At 45.0% G+C, this 20971-nt stretch carries 22 protein-coding genes; 10 read left to right on the top strand and 12 right to left on the bottom strand.

Translation table 11 applies throughout. The features are described 5' to 3' along the window. Positions 1 to 151: 151 nt before the first annotated feature. Complete coding sequence (locus D104_RS20025; RefSeq protein WP_024022399.1) at positions 152 to 1057, top strand: alpha/beta fold hydrolase; 906 nt, start codon at positions 152 to 154, stop codon at positions 1055 to 1057. A gap of 6 nt (positions 1058 to 1063) precedes the next feature. Here the strand turns inward: D104_RS20025 and D104_RS20020 are convergent, their stop codons facing one another. From D104_RS20020 to arfB, 9 genes are all read right to left on the bottom strand, one after another. Continuing rightward, positions 1064 to 2803, bottom strand: a complete 1740-nt coding sequence (locus tag D104_RS20020; RefSeq protein ID WP_024022398.1) for a lysophospholipid acyltransferase family protein — start codon at positions 2801 to 2803, stop codon at positions 1064 to 1066. A gap of 2 nt (positions 2804 to 2805) precedes the next feature. Next, positions 2806 to 3270 (bottom strand): hypothetical protein, encoded by a 465-nt coding sequence (locus D104_RS20015; RefSeq protein ID WP_024022397.1) that lies wholly within the window; start codon positions 3268 to 3270, stop codon positions 2806 to 2808. Positions 3271 to 3295: 25 nt separating this feature from the next. Beyond that, complete coding sequence (locus tag D104_RS20010; protein ID WP_024022396.1) at positions 3296 to 3736, bottom strand: YHS domain-containing (seleno)protein; 441 nt, start codon at positions 3734 to 3736, stop codon at positions 3296 to 3298. 8 nt (positions 3737 to 3744) lie between these two features. Further along, positions 3745 to 4482 (bottom strand): NRDE family protein, encoded by a 738-nt coding sequence (locus D104_RS20005; protein WP_024022395.1) that lies wholly within the window; start codon positions 4480 to 4482, stop codon positions 3745 to 3747. Position 4483: 1 nt separating this feature from the next. After that, entirely contained in the window at positions 4484 to 5050 is a 567-nt protein-coding gene (locus tag D104_RS20000) for a hypothetical protein (RefSeq protein ID WP_024022394.1), read from the bottom strand. Positions 5051 to 5120: 70 nt separating this feature from the next. Beyond that, on the bottom strand, positions 5121 to 6254 hold the full coding sequence (locus D104_RS19995; protein WP_024022393.1) for an ATP-grasp domain-containing protein: 1134 nt from the start codon (positions 6252 to 6254) through the stop codon (positions 5121 to 5123). Continuing rightward, positions 6251 to 6832, bottom strand: a complete 582-nt coding sequence (locus tag D104_RS19990) for a DedA family protein (protein ID WP_031214383.1) — start codon at positions 6830 to 6832, stop codon at positions 6251 to 6253. The genes D104_RS19995 and D104_RS19990 overlap by 4 nt, the downstream gene beginning before the upstream one ends. 214 nt (positions 6833 to 7046) lie before the next feature. Continuing rightward, the gene (locus D104_RS19985) at positions 7047 to 7235 is read right to left on the bottom strand and encodes a DUF1289 domain-containing protein (RefSeq protein WP_024022391.1); all 189 of its coding nucleotides are present in this window, start codon (positions 7233 to 7235) and stop codon (positions 7047 to 7049) included. A 34-nt stretch (positions 7236 to 7269) separates the two neighbouring features. Beyond that, on the bottom strand, positions 7270 to 7683 hold the full coding sequence (gene arfB, locus D104_RS19980; RefSeq protein ID WP_024022390.1) for an alternative ribosome rescue aminoacyl-tRNA hydrolase ArfB: 414 nt from the start codon (positions 7681 to 7683) through the stop codon (positions 7270 to 7272). Between the two features lie 153 nt (positions 7684 to 7836). Between arfB and hisA the strand changes: the two genes are divergently transcribed. Then, on the top strand, positions 7837 to 8598 hold the full coding sequence (gene hisA / locus D104_RS19975) for a phosphoribosylformimino-5-aminoimidazole carboxamide ribotide isomerase (RefSeq protein ID WP_024022389.1): 762 nt from the start codon (positions 7837 to 7839) through the stop codon (positions 8596 to 8598). A 649-nt stretch (positions 8599 to 9247) separates the two neighbouring features. Continuing rightward, entirely contained in the window at positions 9248 to 9976 is a 729-nt protein-coding gene (locus tag D104_RS19970) for a hypothetical protein (RefSeq protein ID WP_024022388.1), read from the top strand. A gap of 41 nt (positions 9977 to 10017) precedes the next feature. Here D104_RS19970 and D104_RS19965 read toward each other — a convergent pair whose 3' ends face one another. Beyond that, positions 10018 to 10491 (bottom strand): hypothetical protein, encoded by a 474-nt coding sequence (locus tag D104_RS19965; RefSeq protein WP_024022387.1) that lies wholly within the window; start codon positions 10489 to 10491, stop codon positions 10018 to 10020. Positions 10492 to 10645: 154 nt separating this feature from the next. On the opposite strand from D104_RS19965, the gene D104_RS19960 reads away from it, so the two are divergent. Continuing rightward, a complete protein-coding gene (locus D104_RS19960; protein WP_024022386.1) occupies positions 10646 to 11998 on the top strand; it encodes a sigma 54-interacting transcriptional regulator in 1353 nt (450 codons plus the stop codon). Positions 11999 to 12083: 85 nt separating this feature from the next. Here D104_RS19960 and D104_RS0118555 read toward each other — a convergent pair whose 3' ends face one another. Beyond that, on the bottom strand, positions 12084 to 12467 hold the full coding sequence (locus D104_RS0118555) for a hypothetical protein (protein ID WP_235075874.1): 384 nt from the start codon (positions 12465 to 12467) through the stop codon (positions 12084 to 12086). 319 nt (positions 12468 to 12786) lie between these two features. On the opposite strand from D104_RS0118555, the gene aguA reads away from it, so the two are divergent. The 4 genes from aguA to D104_RS19940 all read left to right on the top strand — a co-directional run bounded on the left by aguA (position 12787) and on the right by D104_RS19940 (position 17847). Next, positions 12787 to 13893, top strand: coding sequence for an agmatine deiminase (aguA, locus tag D104_RS19955; RefSeq protein WP_024022384.1), 1107 nt, complete (start codon positions 12787 to 12789; stop codon positions 13891 to 13893). 250 nt (positions 13894 to 14143) lie between these two features. Next, complete coding sequence (gene rsgA, locus D104_RS19950) at positions 14144 to 15121, top strand: GTPase RsgA (protein WP_024022383.1); 978 nt, start codon at positions 14144 to 14146, stop codon at positions 15119 to 15121. A 254-nt stretch (positions 15122 to 15375) separates the two neighbouring features. Beyond that, positions 15376 to 15906, top strand: coding sequence for a menaquinone-dependent protoporphyrinogen IX dehydrogenase (hemG, locus tag D104_RS19945; protein WP_024022382.1), 531 nt, complete (start codon positions 15376 to 15378; stop codon positions 15904 to 15906). 66 nt (positions 15907 to 15972) lie between these two features. Next, positions 15973 to 17847, top strand: coding sequence for a cation:proton antiporter domain-containing protein (locus D104_RS19940; RefSeq protein ID WP_024022381.1), 1875 nt, complete (start codon positions 15973 to 15975; stop codon positions 17845 to 17847). Positions 17848 to 17893: 46 nt separating this feature from the next. Here D104_RS19940 and D104_RS19935 read toward each other — a convergent pair whose 3' ends face one another. Next, positions 17894 to 18250, bottom strand: coding sequence for a hypothetical protein (locus D104_RS19935; protein WP_024022380.1), 357 nt, complete (start codon positions 18248 to 18250; stop codon positions 17894 to 17896). A gap of 221 nt (positions 18251 to 18471) precedes the next feature. Between D104_RS19935 and argC the strand changes: the two genes are divergently transcribed. Beyond that, positions 18472 to 19410: an N-acetyl-gamma-glutamyl-phosphate reductase gene (argC, locus tag D104_RS19930; protein WP_024022379.1), complete on the top strand. Its 939-nt coding sequence runs from the start codon at positions 18472 to 18474 to the stop codon at positions 19408 to 19410. A 64-nt stretch (positions 19411 to 19474) separates the two neighbouring features. Continuing rightward, entirely contained in the window at positions 19475 to 20911 is a 1437-nt protein-coding gene (locus D104_RS19925; protein ID WP_024022378.1) for an SLC13 family permease, read from the top strand. Positions 20912 to 20971 lie beyond the last annotated feature (60 nt).

Below are 20971 nucleotides of genomic sequence, written 5' to 3'. Positions count from 1 at the left end.
GGCTATACCCTATAGATCAATCAATAAGCTAAAATGGTAAAAATCCTCTCGTATGTAAGCGAGATGAGTAGAGAGATTCGTAGCGAAAAGGCATGACGCTTTTCACATCAAGCATATTGACTACGCTATCTTTAATTTTGGAGCCGAAGCCGTGAAATTTGCCTTGAACACCGTGAACCCAAGCCTGAAATTCAGTTTATTCAGCGTATTGGCGCTTTTATTAGCGGCTTGTTCGATGCCAAAAGAACTGGAAGAGAACGACGAAATTGCTCAACAATTAATGAAAACACCTGGGGCAATCCAGAACCATGTTCTGTATATGAAAGGGTCAAAGGGCGAATTCAAGCTTCATTATGTGAACAGCGACCCGAGCAACACACCGCGCGACACCGTGGTGTTCGTTCATGGCACACCAGACGACTGGACGTCTTTTGCCCGTTACTTCCAAGAGGAAGCCTTTACAAACCGCTTCCGACTAATTTCAATTGATCGTCCCGGTTGGGGGAAATCGACCTACCCCGATTCGTTCCCCACACACTTACAGACACAATCCAATATGATTGGCCCAATGTTAGAAGACATTTGGCAACAAAACGGACAGCAAAAGGTCATTCTGGTGGGGCATTCTTTGGGCGGTTCATTGGTGCCAATTTTGGCCGTAGATTATCCGCAATTTGTGCGTGGTGTAGTGATTTTGGCGGGAGATTTAGAACCTTCTTGGGCCGCAGCCCGTTGGTACAACAGATTACTGAATTGGGCGCCAGATTTTGCCATTCCGGATAAATGGAATCATTCTAATATGGAAGTGTTGGCACTCACCGAGAGCCTTACCTTGGCACAACCTAAACTGTCTGGTTTAACGCTTCCGATTACCCTTTTACAAGGCACAGAAGACACATTAGTTGACCCAAAAAACGCCGATTACGCCGTGGCGTTGTTTCACAATAGCGAGTTAGGTATTGGGAAAATCCAAAGTGCGGGCCATCTTATTAACCTGCAATACCCAGACAAAGTCATCAATGCCATTAACGACATAAACCTTCGCAGCACCCAATAAGCCGTCTTATTTTAAATACTGTTCTGCTTCTGTTCGTCCCATGTATTTCGACAAGATCGACACTGGGACGCTTTTTAAATTCACCACAATCAAACCGTCCAGCGAATCCTGAAACGCAGGATCGACATTAAAACACACCAATTTTCCGTTCATTTTTAAATACTGGCGAATCAACACAGGCAAGCCTTTCCCTTGCTCCATTCTGGATAACACTGTCGACAACAAAGAAACCGTGGTTAAGGCTGCCAACAAATTCGGCTTCCAGAAAATATCATTGCTGGTTTTTAAGGGGGTTGATGCGCTTACCAAATTGGCTTTGTCTTTATCGTAGTGATGAATCGACAAGGTCGCCGCAATCAACTGACGCGACACGTGGCTGTAGTCGTTGCTGATGCTCACCGGCCCAAACAAATGCGTGTATTTAGGATTCCGATGAACAAAAGTCGCGATGCCTTTCCATAACAACAGCAGCGAATTGAGGTTCTTCTGATACGTCTCTGCGACCACTGAACGGCCCATTTCGAGACTATTGTCCAATGAATCTATAAAGGCTTGATCGTATTGAAACAAGCTTCTGGAATACAAAGCATCTAGCCCATGGGCGGCAATCAGTTTGTCCACCATACCCATACGGTACGCGCCAACAATTTCTTTGTTACCTTTATGCCACACAAACAACTGATGATAATAAAGGTCGTACTCGTCTAAATCACACGCCAAGCCACTGCCTTCGCCAACGGCACGGAAGTTCTCTTCTCGAATTCGCCCAATTTCTTGTATCAAAAGCGGTATCGATTGCGTTGGTGCGCAATACACTCGGAACTCGCCCTGCTCTAGCAGCAACATATCGGCTGGCAACCCAGTGATTTCCTCCTGCAACGCATCGTTATCGATGGGGTCAATGATGGGTAACACCACATTACGACTCGTTTTTGCCGCGTCGTTCGCGTGTTGCGGGCTCATTAAGTACGTATTCAAACGCAAATAATTGACCAAGTCCTGCGCGTTTTCAAATGCGCTCACTTCGGAAAACGGTATCGCGCTGCCAATGGAAATATCGATGACCGAGGCTTTTTTATTCAACAATTCTCGACCTAGCAACGCCGTGCGCAGCAACGGATGAATGCGACCCGCGTGATAAAACATCGCGCTATTTTGACCCTTGATAAAAATGGGCACGGTAACGGCTTGGCTTCGTTTCAAAAATTTGGCAACAGATTGACTCCATTCGATGTCGGCTAACGCTTTTTCGCCTTTTGGATAGGTTGACACTTCACCGGCAGGAAACACCACCAGTAAGCCGCCGTCTGCCAAATGCCGATGCGCTTCTCGAATGGCTTGCCCATTGGTTCGCTGCGCCGACTTTCCGCCAAACACATCCACCCCAATAAACAAGTCACGAATTTCAGGCAAACGCTTGAGCATTTCATTGGCCAACACTTTGACATCACGGCGCATTTGGCCAATTAAATCGGCCAAAATCACCCCTTCAATGGCCCCCAGCGGATGATTTGCAACGATCACCACAGGGCCGTCTTTTGGGATGTTCTCAAGGCTTCCCTTGGCAATGGAGTAATCAATATTCAACGCATCCAAGGTGTAGCGCATGAATTCAAAACGCGTCTGATTGCTGGGTCGTTGCTGATACAGTCGATCCAATCTAGCAAGTCCTGTTGCCCATTCAACAAGCGATTCACCAACGCCAAAAGGCGTCACTCTCGGTAAACGAAAAGGACTGACTGTCATGATTATTCTCCGCTGTTCACAAATTTAGAGACAAATGAATGCAAGCAACCTTCGCGATCTTTTACGTCGCGAATCGATAAAAACGCCGCGCTCAACCAAACCAAACAGGCCATGACAAACAGCAATCCGCCATCGTTACCAACCACTTCACCAAGGTGATTGAACTCTGGCATCACCACGCCAAGCGGCGTAAATAGGTGAAAAACAATCGCACCACTCATAATGCCCACGCTCATCAAAGCCCCCAGACCATGAACGCGAGTGAACAACAATATGACCGCAATCAGTTCCGCCACGCCAATGATGTAACCGCCATACTGGCCAAAAAACGCCAACCCCGACCAATCCCCTAACACACCAAAAATATAGTCTGTTTCATAAGAACCCGTAAATTTGAAGAACAGCGATTGCACAAACACAAAAGCGATAAACGCCGTTGGTAGGTATTTCAATAAGGTCTTTTTCATTTTTCTGGCCTGTAAGTATCGAACGTTATTTGTTGATTAGCGCAGGCCAATGAGCGTCCGCTTGTTGGATGTGCAATGCAGGGTCAAGATCCCACTTTTGTTTAATCGTCTGGTCGTAGTTTAAATACAGTTTGCCGTCGACAATCGCCCACTTGGTTGGATCCGATGGCGCGAAATCATTTTTTGCCGACACCGCCCACGCGCAATAACCACCGTATTGCGGCGCGTATTTTTCAGGATCAATCAAAAACAGATCGAGATGTTGTTGTGAAGCAAAATACCAATCAGCGCCTTGGTATTCAGTGACAAATTTTGCACTGCCTTCTACCGCTTGGTTGTCCGTAAAATACGCCACGGTGTCATAGCCATTCAGCGCTTTGTTGCTAAAAAAACCTGTAGAAATCGCGTCTTGCGCATAACTCACTGAACTCATAAACAAGGCGATTACCATCAAAAAACGTGTCATATCAACTCCTAGTATTCGTGTACTAAAGAAAAGGTTTTGGGTAACACATACGTCAATGCCGCCAGCGTGGCGGGCGACAAATGCGTGCACGGCGACCCCGGTACATAACTCATTTCCATTCGATCGCCCGACACATGAATACGCGTAAAACTGACGGTATCGGCGTCTTCTCTGTGCATGCAAACCGACAAATGTGGCTGCTCTGGATGATGATTTGAATGGAACGCTAGGTAAGCGTCGGTGTTTTTTATTGGTGCTTTGTCATAAGTCGATTGCCGATACGCGGACGCTTTTTCCAACGTCACCGCAGAAGAAAACTGCGGGGACGTAACATAACCAACGTTTGCGTGTTTACCATCCCATTCAAAGGCACGAACTTGGTTATTCGAGCGTTCAAACGCCAGCAATATAAAAGGCGCAAATCGATCCAGTGCAAGTTGTGAAAACTGCGCTTCGACATTCGCAATACTGCTTTCGCTGGATAAACTTTTTAACAGTTGTCCTCGACTAATGAGCGGACCTTCTGGCTTTTGACCTTGGTAGTTATTCAACAAACACAACGACACACCGTGTTCATTCAAACTGATCCAACTGCCGTTGCCCACTGGGTCAATCGGCATTAAGACATGGGTTTGTTGTTGGAAAAAAGATTGCGGAACCAAGGCTGGCTCGCGTGTTTTTTGCTCATCACGATTGAAAAATAACTGATAGCCCGACGTATCCAGACACCATGAAACAGAACACATATTATTGGCCTCGCAAAAAAGTGGCGGTGGCAGGCGCAATGCCGAAGTCGGCATCGATCGGTTTATTCATCAAATTCGCGGTGACTTTTATCATGGCAAAATGATGATTCGCGTGCAGCGCCGCAAAGGTAATTTCTCGTTCTAAGGTCGACGACATACAACACGCTTGCGTGTGAGACAGCGCCACTTCCGTAATAATACTGACACTTTTCTTGAGTTCGCTCTCAGACAAACACGCCAGCCAATCGGTCAATTCTGCGATTTCAGACTGGGCCATAAAACGCGAGGTTTCTATTGCATGACCTCGACGGCGTTGGTTGTAATCAATCACACTATTGGCTGGATAGTTCGCGTGATGGATGGCTTTAAAAACGTCCAACCAATGACGGAAATGCTCGCCTATGGTACTGGTTACATACGGCGTTGCTGACGAACGATAGTCGTCATCGCCAAACACCTCGAGGCAGCGAGATGCTTGAGACAACACTTCAAGACAGCCTTCAATTGCGGATGAATGCACAGCGTGCTTAAACGCTGGATTCTCTGTCTTTTTTAACACCGAATGCATGATGATTCCCTTTGGTTATGTGTGTCTGTCGTTCATTTACGGCTTAACATTTGTCTGCACTTGATCTGAGCTAATCTGTACTTGGGTAATGCTGCGTTAAGGCTTTCTCTTCTCGCCACGCTTTCCATAGTTCACGCAAAGTGGGTGACGTGTGACCTCGTTTTTTCTGCAACGCGCCAATCTCAAATAAGATCCGATACTGCTTTAATAAGGTTTTAAAAATGTCTGGCAGCTTGGTGTTTCTGTCCCAAATGTGCGTCGCTTCGCTGCTCGCACCGTTCATTTCCAAAATGGAAAAATGCTCGCCTTTCATGAAGGATTCCATGTCGGCAAACTTGATGTCCAAACGACCGAAGTAATAACCATCAACGTCTTTGAGAATCTCATCCAATTTACGCGTCAGTGCTGCTGTGATGTATTGATTACCATTGCGAAAGATGGATCCGCGACTGTGACTGCCGGCAAACGCCAACGGGTATTCGATGCCTTCTTGCGGGATCCAATCCAGCTTGTGAGTATGTCGCGGAAAATACAGATGCGTCAGTTGGCCTGCGCGTGGGCAACGTTCAATGAGCTGTTTGAGATTGTGAATACCATCGCCAACAACGCTGGGGGCGTACTTCAAGGTAATGGAAATAATCTCGCCTTGTTCTTGACCGGGATAGCGCACATAAAACACGCCCGCTTCGGCTTGATACGGCGCTTTACGCTGCAATAGGAATCGTGCGGATTCCGGAAAGTCTCGTATGTAATCGTAAAGCTGCATTTTAGACTTCAGTAATTTCACACCAACACCACGACAGCCTAAATCTGGCTTGGCGACGATCGGAAAAGACAATCCTGCAGAAGCCATCGCAAGCACGGCCTCTTCCAGTTGGATCGTTAGATTGTCGGCATTTTTAGTCAGCGTAATAAAGGGTTCAATCCATTGTTTCGCGATGGGTCCGGCCAAGTTTAAAATGTCGGTCTTTGATTCGCCCACCATGCCGCTGAGTTTGATGCTTGGATTGGCCATAAGCGGCAAGCAAACATCACCATGACGAAGGCCAAGCAGCAGGCTTTGCACAACAACCGGCGCGTAAAAAAACCAGCTCGGCATAAATTCATACGGTGAAATACTGGCGCCTTTCTCAACCTGAAGTAACGGCATTCCTGCATTGATTTTGTTGGGGTCGATGAATTGCCCCTTTAACATGACACTCATGACAAACCTCTCGTAAAGGATTTATTAAGCAAACGATTCATAAAGAACAATAAGGTGAGCGCCACAGGAATTAGTCCCCATTTAAATTCTGACAACGACATAAAAACGCTGCTGCCCAACAGATAAATCAGAGAAAACACCAGCACAGTCCAAACGGACGACGCCAGCAGCACCGCCGTTAAAAATAAAGGGAGAGGAATGGCAAGAAAGCCACTCAGGGTAAAACCTATGGTGCGTAAACCTGGGATAAAACGAATAATAATGAGGTTAACAAACGCCCTTTGCTGCAATTTTTGACGGACCACTTTGAAGGACGGATTGGTTAATGATCGGTAACGCAACCATCTGATTTTTCTGGCGTATCCACCTAGGAGATACAAACCAAGATCGCCTGTGACAATGCCAATAAAAATCGCCATCAACGCCAACGTTGGCGGCAAAGTGCCATTCGCAGAAAGTGTCGCAGCGGTTGCAATCGCAAGGTCTTCAAGCAAATAAGACAACAGCACAATGCCAACACTCAATAAAGTGATGGACGTCGTACCCGATACCAACCATGCCTGTAATTCTGAAATCACCGAAAAATCACCCGTTAACCGTCTGTGAAACTTGGCAAGCGCCAAGCACCATTATTGTGCTTATGCGAGTTAGACGGTGATGGAAAGCGATTTATTACAGTGGAATGCAGAAAATTTTAAAAAAGAAATGCCAAATAAAAGAAAAGGCCGTAATGAGATAAGTTAAAACAATAAGGCAAAAGAAAAACGAGGTGGAAAAGTGAGGGTTAAAAAATTATCGGGGAGGTCGTTGGTTTTTACGAATTAAACACTGGTTCAAAATGTCGTGCTTTTGACTTTCGGTGCTTTTATGCCAATCCATAATTTCCTGAATGGTTCGATAACACCCCACACAAACATCGTCCGCATCAAGGCAGCAATGTCGAATACATGGACTCTTTATCGTTTGCTCGGCGTCGTTCATTATCACCTCTTTCAAGCATTTTAAACGTTTGGTCTTAGTCCCAATTGCTGCGCCTCAAGCTTTTAATTTGGCCTTTTTGTTTTTTCTGATCGATGCGTTTGCGCTGGGAAGAACGCGTCGGTTTGGTCGCACGGCGGGCTTTTTGCACGCGTACTGCATCCAGTATAAGCGCTTTTAAGCGCGCTAATGCATCTTCTCGATTGAGTTCTTGTGTGCGATGTTGCTGTGCTTTTAGCACAATATCCCCGTCTTTGGTAAGACGAGAATCACTGATCGCCAACAGCCTTTCTTTATAAAATTCTGGCAAAGAAGAACTGGCAACATTGAATCTAAGGTGAATCGCCGACGAGACTTTATTCACGTTCTGTCCACCAGCGCCTTGCGCTCGTATTGCCGTCAGTTCTATTTCGTGGTCTGGAATCGCCACGGCGAGAGTAATGGGTAACATGATATTGGCTTTATACGTCTGTTTGGGCTGCCATTGTAACAGCCTTATCAAGTATATGCTTTTGGCACATCGTGCAGGAGGAACTTATCCGCTATAATCTGTCTCTTATCTTTTTGGCGTTATCTTATTTTTTCGGTTTATTAGGAGTTTTTTGTGACCCAATTCCGCCCTTGTATCGATCTACACCAAGGCAAGGTAAAACAAATTGTGGGTGGCAGTCTGAATGACAAAGGCGCCACAGAGAACTTTATCAGCGAGTACAATGCGGAACATTATGCGCTTATGTATCGCGAACATGGCCTTATTGGCGGTCATGTTATTGCGTTAGGCAAAGGCAACCAAGAAGAAGCGCTCAGCGCCCTTCGCGCTTACCCTAATGGATTACAGTTTGGTGGTGGCGTTAACAGTAACAATGCCGCGAACTATCTAAACGCCGGTGCATCTCACGTTATTGTCACGTCGTACTTGTTTGAAAACGGTGAGTTCTCATGGGATCGTTTAGATCAAATTAAACGGGAAACTGGCACTGACCGTTTGGTGTTAGATTTAAGCTGTCGACGCACTGAAAACGGCTGGTACATTGCCACGGATCGCTGGCAAACCATTACCTCGACACAAGTAAACCAAGAAAACTTAATTGAGTTGGCGAATCATTGTGATGAGTTTCTTATTCACGCGGCGGATGTCGAAGGTTTGCAAGCCGGCATCGATGAAGACCTAGTGCAATTACTGGGTCAAGGCTGCCCTGTTGCCGTGACGTATGCTGGCGGCGCTCGTTCTTTGTCTGATCTAAAACGTGTACATGAACTGTCAAATGGCAAAGTTGATTTAACCATCGGTAGCGCATTGGATATTTTTGGCGGGGAAGGAGTCACATTAGACGAATGCATTTTGTGGAATCAATCGCAAAAATAATTCGTTCATAGCACACCTTACAAAGAAGCAGGTTAATTGCCCTGCTTCTTGTTCTTTGCTTCTTGTTCTTTGCTTCTTGTTCTTTGCTTCTTGTTCTTTGCTTCTTGTTCTTTGCTTCTTGTTCTTTGCTTCTTGTTCTTTGCTTCTTGTTCTTTGCTTCTTGTTCTTTGCTTCTTGTTCTTTGCTTCTTGTTCTTTGCTTCTTGTTCTTTGCTTCTTGTTCTTTGCTTCTTGTTCTTTGCTTCTTGTTCTTTGCTTCTTGTTCTTTGCTTCTTGTTCTTTGCTTCTTGTTCTTTGCTTCTTGTTCTTTGCTTCTTGTTCTTTGCTTCTTGTTCTTTGCTTCTTGTTCTTTGCTTCTTGTTCTTTGCTTCTTGTTCTTTGCTTCTTGTTCTTTGCTTCTTGTTCTTTGCTTCTTGTTCTTTGCTTCTTGTTCTTTGCTTCTTGTTCTTTGCTTCTTGTTCTTTGCTTCTTGTTCTTTGCTTCTTACTCTCTCTTCACTTCATTCTCCATACACTTTTTTATTTCACTCAAATTTTACGCATTCTTTAATAAAACACCGGCACGAGTAATGGGCACTTCGGCTCGACATACAAACCACCATACCGCATACTTAGTGACTTAATTTTCGCCTCTTATTTTAGGATTTTTCAATGCCTTTATTTCGCTCTGGCCTTTTACTTGCAACGCTTTTTCTCAGCGCTTGCTCGATGCCAATTTTTCAAGAATCCCAATCAACAACAACGGAAAAATCGATTTCTAACGACACGATCGCAGAACAAAAAATACAGGCAGAAGACACGGTTGTCGTCATCAGCAATGATCAACTTATCGAACAACTCGATGCTCAGAAAAAGCTGGCAACAAACAATTTCAGTGAACTCAAAAACCGTGTTGGTAGCGCACCAGACATGCCAAAATCATGGGTTGCTAAAGAATCAAATTCAAAAGACATTCGCTCCGATATTCAGCAATTTCGCACCTATGTCAGCAAGACAAACACGGGCTTAGCGGTGTTAAACGAGCGTGTGGATGATCGACAAAAACTCGCTGTGAAAGGAGATTTGATTCAAATTTTCTTATCCGATGCGACCATCACTCACAATAACGTCACATTCAAAGCGCAACCGCTTGTGGGTCAATGGGTACGAGGTGAAAGCCGCGTGATTCGTTTAAAGGACAATATTTTATTCGAAAACCCAAAGTCTGAAGATTTGCATATTACGTTTTCAGAAACGTATCAGTTGGTCGTTAATAACCGTATTATCGCCACCGTTAATCCTCATAAAGAAAAGAACAGCGCCAGTTTTAACGTCACGACATTTGATGATGCTGGCTCAATTGTTGGTAAATTAGATTACCGCGTAATCGGCAGCAAATAATGTTTCAAGAACCTAACAACGCACCTCGTTTTTAGGTTCTTTTATTTGTCTATTAATTTCGCCAACGCGCGTTGACGCTGAACGTTATCCAACACCATTTGAATACTCGCCAAGTAATCAATGATCATTTTAGCGGACACGTTATCGTCCAGTTTTTTGACCCATTTTCCTATACGCCTTAACACTTGCCAATTGACCGACATGACGCGGCGGATAGCATACTTATCGGGCGCATTAAGCGCCGACAAATACGCCGCCGCAATATAACCCGGCTCTGGGTTCATCGTTCCCGTGTCTCTTAACAACTCACCGACTTGGCTCAGTAATCGTTCGGCGAGCCGACGGTACAAAGAAGACACCTTTTTAAACAACTGTTTCTCCAACGTATTCCCAACGCGTGCGTATACCGCTGAGTTGGCAAAAAAACCATCAAAGCACATCGACAGCATGTCGCACAAAATTGAAAAATCCGTGTTTGGGCTAAACGCGGTTTCAGAACGAGGATCATCGAACATTCTCTGTTTCCTTTCAAAAAAGGGTGAACTTTGTGCAAACAAGGATGATTAAGACCGTGAATACTGCAAAGTCACGGTGAGGTGACTATGACTGGCTCCAACCCTATGATTTCATCCGTCTCTGTCGTCTTTTCGTTTTATTCAGGGAATAATAATGATGCCTACACCAAAGCTCTTTTTGCACATTCAAGATCCATCATTGGCGTCGAGTTTGCTTTCTAATAAGAGCGTTCGACAATATGAACTGAACATCAGTCATCAGAACGAAGGCTGGCTCGAACAATTGGAGGCAGCACAATGTGATGTCGCCCTGATTGAAGTCGGTTCGTTGCAAGACAGCAGCCTGAAAGCGCTGGTTAATAGCCCTATTCTGTATCAAACAGAATTCTTGTTTTTCAGCCAAGGTGGACCAGATCCACTACTGGACAATTTAATGCATAAGGGCGCGGGTTTTCATTATCGAGCGCCCTTTAATGTAACGTTAGTCGCGTCATCTTTAGAAGAGTTTTTTTGTGAGAAAAAACACACAAAAAGCCTCGTCAGCACTCAAAACAGCTACCTCGATCAATTTGGTTTATTAGTCGGTTCATCAACCGCCATGCATGCTCTTTACCGTACTATTCGTAAAGTTGCCGTCACCAAGGCAAACGCCTTCATCATGGGAGAAAGCGGCACAGGTAAAGAACTCATCGCGAACACACTTCATGTGGTCAGCCAACGAGCTGAAGGCCCATTTGTGGCGATTAACTGTGGCGCACTGAGCCCTGAGCTCATCGACAGTGAACTCTTTGGTCACGTAAAAGGCGCGTTTACGGGCGCACACAAAAACCACCAAGGCGTATTCGAGCAGGCAGAAGGTGGCACGCTTTTCTTAGACGAAGTCACCGAAATGCCTTATGAACATCAAGTAAAATTATTACGGGTGCTCGAAAGCGGTGAATACAAACCAGTCGGCGCTCAATACGTTAAAACTGCCAACGTCCGTATCATTGCGGCAACAAACCGCGTATTAAGCGACGCTATCCGTGACGACGTCTTTCGAGAAGACCTCTATTTTCGTTTGGCTCAATTTCCTATCATGGTGCCAACATTGCGAGACAGAGAAGGCGATGCTTGTGGGCTCGCACAACATTTTTTGGCTTACCGCAACGCGCAAGAAGACAAGCACAAACAGTTTTCACCTCAAAGCCTAGACAGAATCAGCCGTTACACTTGGCCCGGCAATGTCCGAGAATTAAAGCATGCGGTTGAGCGCGCCTATATCTTGGCTGACGAGATTATTGACCCTGACCATCTGATTTCCCATGATTTGAATGACCAAGTCGAAATCGATGAAAGCGCCGGAATTCCTGTTGGTATGCGCTTGGATGATATGGAAAAAATCGCCATTTTGAAAACCTTAAAGAACAACGACGGCAATAGAACCGACACCGCCAATCAGCTCGGCATCAGCATCAAAACCCTTTACAACAAACTGGATAAATACGAAAACATTGGTTTTTTGTAATCGCATTTATTATGGCTATTACGGTTCAAGCTCGCCTGTTAAACCAAATAAGAGGGCCACATGAGCCCTCTTATTTAAAGATAGATTAACAATCTGTGTCAGTGGCGTTCATGCCTTCTTTCGCGTCTTCACAGGTATCTTCTACCGCGTTGCCGGCATCCGTCATCGTGTCTTCTATTGCGTTACCCGCACTATTCAATGCATCACCAGCATCATTCATGGTTTGCTCAACCGCATCGCCTGCATTCGACATCGTACTTTCTACTTTGCTTTCGTCTGCGTCTTGACCACATGCTGTCAATGTTGCTGCCGTCACCAGTACCAAAGCCGTGTTTAATAGTGTGCGTTTCATGTTCATCATAACCTCCATTTCGTTTTTATCGGTTTGGGAACCACTGCGTTGTGTATTAACTGCTTTCCCAAACGCGTCATTCAACAGCCTGAACAGAAGACCTTCTGTGTTTGCCATTGACTTACTCAAACTATTGCGAAGGCTGTGCCAACTTTCAAATAACCAAATAAACCATTGATAAATATAGATATTTAAAAAAACAACAGCGACAGAGCCATCCAGCCCAAACGCCATCGAGTATTTTTTACAAAACCGCTCGGTAAAGATTTCCGTCGAGGAATAGTAAAGACGTAAAAATTGTGACCTGAACGCACTTAACGGATCACAATTTACCAATCAAAATAAGCCGATCAAAATAGACAAAAATATTCTTGTATGTTTTTGCCTCTAACATAGAATTGGCGCAAACCTTTATTGATATAAAGTGAGACGCTTTATGAGCACAACGCTGTACACCCCAAGACTTGATGGCTTTCACATGCCGGCTGAAAATGAACCGCAAGAACACGTTTGGATGGCTTGGCCGACACGCGAAGACAACTGGCGCGAAAAGGGCAAACACGCTCAAGCTGAGTTTGTGAACGTTGCCACTGCGATTGCACAAGCCACGGACGTGACCTTTATTGTTGATGCGGCGCACTTTGAACAAGCCCGTTCCGCACTGCCTAGTCATATTCAATTGGTTGAAATGCCATCCGATGATTGCTGGATGCGTGACATCGGTGCAACGTACGTCATTAACAATAAAGGCGAACGTCGAGCAAACAGCTGGAAGTTTAATGCTTGGGGTGGCGACATTGACGGCCTATACGATTCATGGGAACAAGATGACGAAGTGGCTGAAAAAATGGCCGCGTTAACAGGCGATGACGTTTACAAGGCCCCTTTTATTCTTGAAGGCGGCTCCATTCATGTGGACGGCGAAGGAACGTTATTTACAACCGAAGAGTGTTTGCTTCACCCGAGCCGAAACCCTGATTTGAGCAAAGAAGACATCGAAGACTTGTTAAAAACCTATCTCAATGTCGACAAAATCGTCTGGTTAAAAGACGGCCTTTATAATGACGAAACCAACGGCCACATTGACAACATAATGCACGTCATTCGTCCTGGCGTAGTGGCATTAACCTATTGTGAAGACAAAAACGACCCTCAATACGCCATCAGCCAAGACGCCTTCAGTGTATTAAGCAACACAACTGACGCAAAAGGCCGTATATTAGACGTCATCAAGTTACCCATGCCGGGGCCTCTTTTTGTCACGCCAGAAGAAGCCAAAAACTTAACCGAAAGCCAATACATGAATCGCAAAGTTGGCGAGCGCCTTGCTGCGTCTTACGCGAACTTTTTAATCACCAATGATCGTATTGTTTTTCCGTTGTTGGATGAAAAAACCGATGACCAAGCAAAGCGAATTTTGCAAATGGCGTTTCCTCACCATTCCGTCGTAGGCGTGTCTGCCAGAAACATATTATTAGGCGGAGGAAACATTCACTGTATTACTCAACAAGTACCTAAAAAACAATTGATTAAAATCAACTAATACCATTTAAAATCGGCGTATCTTTTACATAAATACACATAAAGCCCGCCTTTTTATGCGCGCGATATTTCTGTTTGTAGCACACTCACACTATGATAATCTCGCGATGAAACATTGATATAAAAGGCTTAAAACACCTCAATGTTTTAATAACTTTCTGGCTAGAATAAAACCCGTTTTTATTCGGTTGTACTAATTGAAGCGCATTGCTTCTTATTTACGAAGGCGTTTTTCGCTTGGGGTAATAGTAATGGATTCCACGTTTACTTTATTGGATTTAGGCTGGCAGGCTTATTTCCAACAACAGTTATCATTGGATGATTTAGAATCTAACCGTATTGCTCGGATCTGCTCACAAAAAGGCAGTAATTATGAGTTAATAAGTGAGTTTGGTTTGTTTTCGTTAGAAAGTGATTCCGACATGCCAAGCATGACGGTCGGCGATTGGGTAATTACCGACACCGAACATCGTTTTTTACGCCTTTTAGAATCCAGTTCCATCTTTGAAAACAATGCCGCGAATATCGACACGATTTTCATCATGTGTGCATTAGATCAACATTTTAATTTGGCGCTTATCAAACGCTATTTAGAGTTGACTCATAATGCCCAAGCCGATGCCGTAGTGGTGCTTACAAAAGCAGACCGCTGTGAAGACGCCACAGAGAAACGCGCGCAAGTTGAAAAGCTAGACCCGTTACTCATTGTCGAAACCGTCAACGCGCTGGAAGCACAGAGCTTACACTGCCTATCGCCTTTTCTGAAAAAAGGCAAAACCGTTGCACTACTTGGCACTGTTGGTTCCGGTAAATCCGCATTAATTAACACCTTGATGCAAACAACGGACGGCGGCAAAACACCGCAAAGTATTGGCGATTCTGGCGCTTTAAAAATCATGCCATCTGGTGCGATTTTGCTCGATACAGAAAGTATGCGTGAACTGCAACTGGCGGAATTTGATAACCACGCTCTTGGCAGTTTTGCGGATATTATTGCACTGGAAAAGCAATGCAAATTCAGTGATTGCCGACACCAAGGTGAACCAGGTTGTGCGATCAAAGCCGCCGTGTCCAACAAACGATTAGGCGAACGCCGCGTGGCAGATTTTATGCTCCTTCGTAACGAAGACTATGATGACAATCAAGTCACCAAATCCAAACCTCAGGGAAAATTCTACCGCAGCGCGCAATCTGACGTCCGTGCCCGAAAGCACAGCGCCACTGAATAATACCAACTCGGTTTGTTCTATCGAAAACGGCCTAGTAAAATAGGCCGTTTTTTTTGATGTTTAAAAAAACAACGTTCATCCGCCCGCTTCTTTCCGTCGGCAACCTTTACAGCGAGCCTTTGAGTGTTTATAACAACCCTCTCATTAAGCGTTTGACCGACTCTTAACTTCTTTTTTAGAATCGATTTCGAAACACGGCTTTATAAAGCAGCGCTTTAAACCCACGCCAACCGAGGCAGTTTTTCTGAATTATCATGTCTAATACTTTGCTTATCTACTCGACAACCGACGGCCACACCAAAAAAATCAGCCAAAAAATACAAACTGTCATTGAAGAGCAAGGCCACACTGTCACGCTATTGCCTGTAGAAGACGCTACAAAAGACGCCATTGCCAACCATGACTCAATTATTATTGGTGCGAGTATTCGTTATGGCAAACACCAAAAGATTGTCACTCACTTCATTGAGCAACATAAAGCCCTTCTAGAGAGCAAGCCGACGGCGTTTTACACCGTGAATTTGGTCGCCCGTAAAGCGGAAAAATGCCAACCCGATACCAATCCGTACATTATTAAGTTTTTGGCTCAATTAGATTGGCAACCCAGTTTACAGGGCGTTTTTGCGGGAAAATTAAACTACCAACAATACGGCCCAATCGATCGCAACATGATTCGCTTTATTATGTGGATGACCAAAGGACCAACCGATCCAACAACCAACATGGAATTTACCAATTGGGAAAGTGTCGATGCCTTTGCCTTGGCAGCCAGTAAACTGTCTTAATCTTGTAAAAAACGAGCGCTTTACCTTACGCCATGACTTCACGCTAGATTTTAGGAATTCAATGAAATGACCGACGCACTATTATTAGCCTTTGTTTTTCTTGTCGCTGGGGTGATTTCTGTTCCTATTGCGTCGCGCCTTGGCTTGGGTTCAGTGCTCGGTTATTTGCTCGCCGGTATTATCATTAGCCCGTTATTAGTCTTGTTAGAAGTCGACATTAATTCACTTCAACACGTTGCTGAATTAGGCGTCGTGTTAATGCTCTTCCTGGTTGGATTGGAACTAAACCCTAAAAAATTGTGGGCATTGAAGTCTAAATTGCTCGGATTAGGTGGCGGTCAGGTCGTTTTGACGGCAGCGCTTATCATGGGGTTGGGCATATTATTCAACCAAGATTGGCGAACCAGTTTGGCAATTGGTTTGGTGTTGGCGCTTTCTTCAACGGCTATTGTGATTCAAACGTTGACCGAGAAAGGCTTAATGAAATCGGATGGTGGACAATCGTCTTTTGCCGTATTGCTTTCCCAAGACATTGTGGTCATTCCCATGTTGGCGTTTATTCCTTTGTTGGCCACACCAGAGCTCATAGCGTCCTTAAGCCAAGTTGCGAGCGTAGCCACCGCGGGAAACCATTCTGAAACCGTATCTTTCATCGCGGGCTTAGCGTCTTGGGAGAAGATGTTGGTGACAATGGGCGCAATTGCCATCGTCATTATTGGTGGCAGCTATTTTGTGACCCCTATATTTCGCTTTATTGCGGTTGCGCAATTAAGAGAGTTGTTCACTGCTACCGCATTAATGTTTGTTATAGGAACCACATTATTGATGTCCTTGGTTGGCCTCTCTCCCGCGCTTGGCACTTTTTTAGCCGGCGTGGTATTAGCTAACTCACCGTATCGTCATGAGTTAGAAAGCGATATTGCCCCTTTTAAAGGTTTGTTGCTTGGTTTGTTCTTCATGACAGTAGGAGCTGGCATTAACTTCACGCTGCTGTTTCATCACTTTCCATTGATCCTTGGATTAACCCTTGGTTTGATCTTGGTGAAAGCCTTTACGCTGCTGATATTAGGATGGATATTTAACATTCGTGGGTCGAACAAATGGCTGTTTGCCTTAGGGTTGGCACAAGCGGGGGAATTTGGTTTTGTATTGTTGTCGTTTACCGTCAGCAGCGCCGTTATCTCTCAACAAGTGGCCGATATGTTGCTGCTTGTGGTGGCGCTGTCCATGTTACTCACCCCCATTTTGTTCATCGTATACGATCGCATCATTGCGCCGCGTTATGCCTCTGACCAAACGGCGGGGCATCATGAAGAATTCCCCGATGAAAATAAAATCATCATTGCGGGCTCAGGCCGAGTCGGCAGCACCATAGACAACATTCTTCGACTGGCAAACTACCATTCCACAGTGATTGATTTCAGCGTTAAACGACTGGAAGCACTGGAACAATTTGGCGTTAAAAACTATTTTGGTGACGCCACCAGACCCGACTTATTGGAAGCCGCTGGCATTGACGAAGCCTCTCTCTTTATTATTGCCATCGATGATCCTGAACAAATCACTAAGCTCGTCAAATACGTAAAAGAAAAATACCCAGATTTACATGTCATTGCGCGCGCGTTCGACAATAACCATGTTTATGATTTATGGGCGTACGGTTGTCGAGACATCATTCGAGAGAATTTCGACAGCAGTTTACGAATGGGGCGATCCGCTTTTGAAGCGCTGGGGATTTCCCATGAGAAATCAGGTGAAATGATCGACGTCTTCAGCCAACACGACAAAGTGTCTATGGTGGAAGTGGCCGACGCGCATCAAATTGGCGTACCATTCCATGAAAACAAAACCTTCATCGCGCGTCTGAAAAAATACCTTGAAGAAAAAAACCCTCAACTTCAAGCAGAAATGAAGCGCATCCAAGACAAAAACCACGACTAACGTCGACCTAACACGATGAATTCAGGCTCGGCCTGAGTTCATACGATCAATGCAAGGTACGTTTTTTTAGTCGTTCATTCCATTTGCCCGCGTGAGATCGTTCGCACGCTTCCTCGGTATCAAAGCTCACTTGCTGACGAAGATGGTTGAGCTTGATGTTTACCGCATTGAGTTCATGGCTAATCAGTGTGTAAAAATAGTCGTCATGTTTTTCATCGAGAGCACGCACAAGCTGCTGGTCTGTTTCAAACACACAAACAACGCATAAGGAATTCGGAAAAGCGTTGTAATTCACCGTGTGCGTCAACCAAACAAAGCCTTCCACCGACCCCAATGCGCTTTCACACACCTTTGTCAGAGCAGTACGAAGTGCGTTATCGATTTTCTTATCGGACTTTTTCATAGGTCACCTTATGCGGGCTTTTTGATCGCGCTTTTAGATCATCAAATAAGCCGCTTAAACTACATCAGACCGCCAAGCAGAGTAAAGCGATTCATTGCACATCAATGGGGGTAGAAAACCTCTTTTTTTCAATATTAAGCCCTGCGCTCAACTATTCAGCTAAGGTGTTATGCATTACACTATTTGCTTTGATTTAAGACATCCCGTAAGGATCCCCTGCTGTGAAAAAAGTATTTATTGATGGTGAAACTGGCACGACTGGCCTACAAGTAAGAGAACGTCTGATTAACCATCCAAACATTGAAGTCATTAGCATTGACCCGTCTAAAAAACGCGATGTCGAAGAAAAACGTCGCCTGATGAAAGAAGCCGACGTGACCGTGCTTTGCTTGCCAGATGACGCTGCCGTAGACAGTGTTATTTTAGCCAAAGAAGAAGGCTGTCGTATTCTGGACGCCAGTTCCGTTCACCGTGTTGCTGAAGGCTGGGTGTACGGCTTACCCGAATTAGATGTCACACAACGCGACAAAATCAAAGACGCACAATTTGTCTCAAACCCTGGTTGTTACCCAACTGGCGCGGTTTTGTTGTTGAAACCTTTGATCGAAGCCGGCTTACTGCCAGCAGCGGGCGATTATTCCATCAATGCCATTTCAGGCTACAGCGGTGGCGGTAACGCATTGATCGATCGTTATGAAAGCACTGACAACGCCCCTATTTTTGGCGCGTATGGTTTAACGTTTAACCACAAGCATCTACCAGAGATTAAAACCTGGTCAGGATTAAGCAAAGCGCCGATTTTTGTACCGAGCGTGGGGGATTTCCGTCAAGGCATGTTGACCTTTTTACCCATCCAGTTGAAAGGCGACGTTACCATGGCGCAACTGCAAGCCAAATTGGCAGAAGTGTATGCCAACGACACCTTTGTTACGGTCAATGGCTTTAATGTGATTGCTGATGACGCGGCGCCATTCTTAACACCCCACGATCTAGACAACACCAACCAAGTTGAATTGTCTGTTCTGAGTGCACCTGACAATCAGTCTGGTGTGCTTGTGGCGAAATTAGACAATCTTGGCAAAGGCGCATCTGGCGCAGCCGTACAAAACCTCAATATTATGTTGGGCTTTTCAGAAGAGATCGCGGTAAATCTTCGCTAATTAGACAATCAGGCCTTCTTTAACCGATGAAAGAAGGCCTGACGTTTACCCGTTAGGATTTTTCATGAGCCATCAAAATCATACGCCACAATCGTCCGTATCAACGGATAACACGTCTTTGAAAACCACATCAAAACCCAACTGGCCACTGTATTTTATTCTCATAATAACGCTTGCCATTACCGCCACTGCTTATCAATTCCTGACGGTATCCCAAGCACTTGTGTCGGGTTTGCTTTTTATCTGTATTGCCTTTTGGGCAACGTCACTAGTGCCGGCTTATTGGCCTGCGCTGGGGTTATTTACTTTTGCAACGGCAACGCAGCTTGCGCCGAACAACGTTATTTTTGCGGGCTTTTCATCGTCTACTTTTTGGTTATTGTTTAGCGGTATGATCTTTGGCGCAGCAATTAATCACACGGGGCTTAATTCCCGTGCGACCAGATTACTGATGATGGTGTTGGGCAACAGTTACCAAGGCACCATCATTAAGATTGCATTCTTTGCAATGGGGTTGGCATTTCTGATTCCTTCTGGCGTGGGTCGAATCGTTTTAATCATCCCTATTATTGCTTCGCTCGCTGATCATTTTGGTTACGACAAACACGCTAATGGTCGTAAAGCCATGCTACTTGCGGCGGCATTTGGCACTTTTTTACCCGCCTTTTCTATCTTGCCAGCGAATGCGCCAAACATGCTGCTGTCCGGTATGACAGAAGCACTTTATGACACGCCGTTTTCCTATTGGGAATATTTACTGTTGCACTTCCCCGTGTTGGGTTTAGGAAAGCTCATCGCGACGATTATTGTCATTTTATGGCTTTTCCCTGATAACGCCCCAAGCCAAGCCATTCAGGTGTCCATTGAAAAATCGGCCATGACGTCGGTTGAAAAGCGCTTATTGTGGGTCTTGTGTGGCTGTTTTGCTTTGTGGTTTACCGACGCCTTACATCATATTTCTGCAGGCTGGATCGGCTTAATGGCTGCGCTCGTTTGTCTATGGCCAAAATTTGGTTTAACCGGAAAAAACTGCATTGATAAAGACCTACAATACGGTACGCTTTTGTTTGCGGCAGGCATTATTGGTTTAAGCGCTATTATCGCAGATTCAGGGCTTGGCCGAATATTGGTCAATTACCTAACAGACGTCATTCCATTTTCACCTCACTCGCCGCTGCTCAATTTAAGTTTGCTGACGTTTATTTCTACTTGTGTGGCGGTGGTCACCAATCTGGCAGGCGTGCCAGCCATCATGACACCGATGGCGGAGCACCTTGCGGATATAACAGGACTTTCCAAAAATGCGGTATTAATGACTCAAGTATTGGCATTTTCCAATGTGTTACTGCCTTATCAGGCGCCACCGCTGATCACCGCAATTGCGCTTGGTAATCTTTCTATCGGTGCGGTCAGCAAAGTTTGTCTGGCCACTTTTGTGATAACGAGCTTAATATTATTGCCTATCAATTTTCTCTGGTGGCAATGTCTTTCGGTGTTTTAAGCTAAATAACGCATTTAAACGTCAGTAGATAAAAAGCGCAAAGCGCCTATTTGATAACAG

The sequence above is a fragment of the Marinomonas profundimaris genome, from assembly GCF_000508165.1.
Lineage (GTDB): Bacteria > Pseudomonadota > Gammaproteobacteria > Pseudomonadales > Marinomonadaceae > Marinomonas > Marinomonas profundimaris.
Note: the sequence above shows the minus strand (reverse complement) of the source record. Positions and strands in the feature narration are given on the sequence as shown.

Bases quoted from the DNA above. Each gene is read 5' to 3' on its own strand.
- D104_RS20020 (WP_024022398.1), bottom strand. From the start codon at position 2,803: ATGACAGTCAGTCCTTTTCGTTTACCGAGAGTGACGCCTTTTGGCGTT.
- D104_RS20015 (WP_024022397.1), bottom strand. From the start codon at position 3,270: ATGAAAAAGACCTTATTGAAATACCTACCAACGGCGTTTATCGCTTTT.
- D104_RS20010 (WP_024022396.1), bottom strand. From the start codon at position 3,736: ATGACACGTTTTTTGATGGTAATCGCCTTGTTTATGAGTTCAGTGAGT.
- D104_RS20005 (WP_024022395.1), bottom strand. From the start codon at position 4,482: ATGTGTTCTGTTTCATGGTGTCTGGATACGTCGGGCTATCAGTTATTT.
- D104_RS20000 (WP_024022394.1), bottom strand. From the start codon at position 5,050: ATGCATTCGGTGTTAAAAAAGACAGAGAATCCAGCGTTTAAGCACGCT.
- D104_RS19995 (WP_024022393.1), bottom strand. From the start codon at position 6,254: ATGAGTGTCATGTTAAAGGGGCAATTCATCGACCCCAACAAAATCAAT.
- D104_RS19985 (WP_024022391.1), bottom strand. From the start codon at position 7,235: ATGAACGACGCCGAGCAAACGATAAAGAGTCCATGTATTCGACATTGC.
- arfB (WP_024022390.1), bottom strand. From the start codon at position 7,683: ATGTTACCCATTACTCTCGCCGTGGCGATTCCAGACCACGAAATAGAA.
- D104_RS19970 (WP_024022388.1), top strand. From the start codon at position 9,248: ATGCCTTTATTTCGCTCTGGCCTTTTACTTGCAACGCTTTTTCTCAGC.
- D104_RS19965 (WP_024022387.1), bottom strand. From the start codon at position 10,491: ATGTTCGATGATCCTCGTTCTGAAACCGCGTTTAGCCCAAACACGGAT.
- D104_RS19960 (WP_024022386.1), top strand. From the start codon at position 10,646: ATGATGCCTACACCAAAGCTCTTTTTGCACATTCAAGATCCATCATTG.
- D104_RS0118555 (WP_235075874.1), bottom strand. From the start codon at position 12,467: ATGGCAAACACAGAAGGTCTTCTGTTCAGGCTGTTGAATGACGCGTTT.
- aguA (WP_024022384.1), top strand. From the start codon at position 12,787: ATGAGCACAACGCTGTACACCCCAAGACTTGATGGCTTTCACATGCCG.
- rsgA (WP_024022383.1), top strand. From the start codon at position 14,144: ATGGATTCCACGTTTACTTTATTGGATTTAGGCTGGCAGGCTTATTTC.
- hemG (WP_024022382.1), top strand. From the start codon at position 15,376: ATGTCTAATACTTTGCTTATCTACTCGACAACCGACGGCCACACCAAA.
- D104_RS19940 (WP_024022381.1), top strand. From the start codon at position 15,973: ATGACCGACGCACTATTATTAGCCTTTGTTTTTCTTGTCGCTGGGGTG.
- D104_RS19935 (WP_024022380.1), bottom strand. From the start codon at position 18,250: ATGAAAAAGTCCGATAAGAAAATCGATAACGCACTTCGTACTGCTCTG.
- D104_RS19925 (WP_024022378.1), top strand. From the start codon at position 19,475: ATGAGCCATCAAAATCATACGCCACAATCGTCCGTATCAACGGATAAC.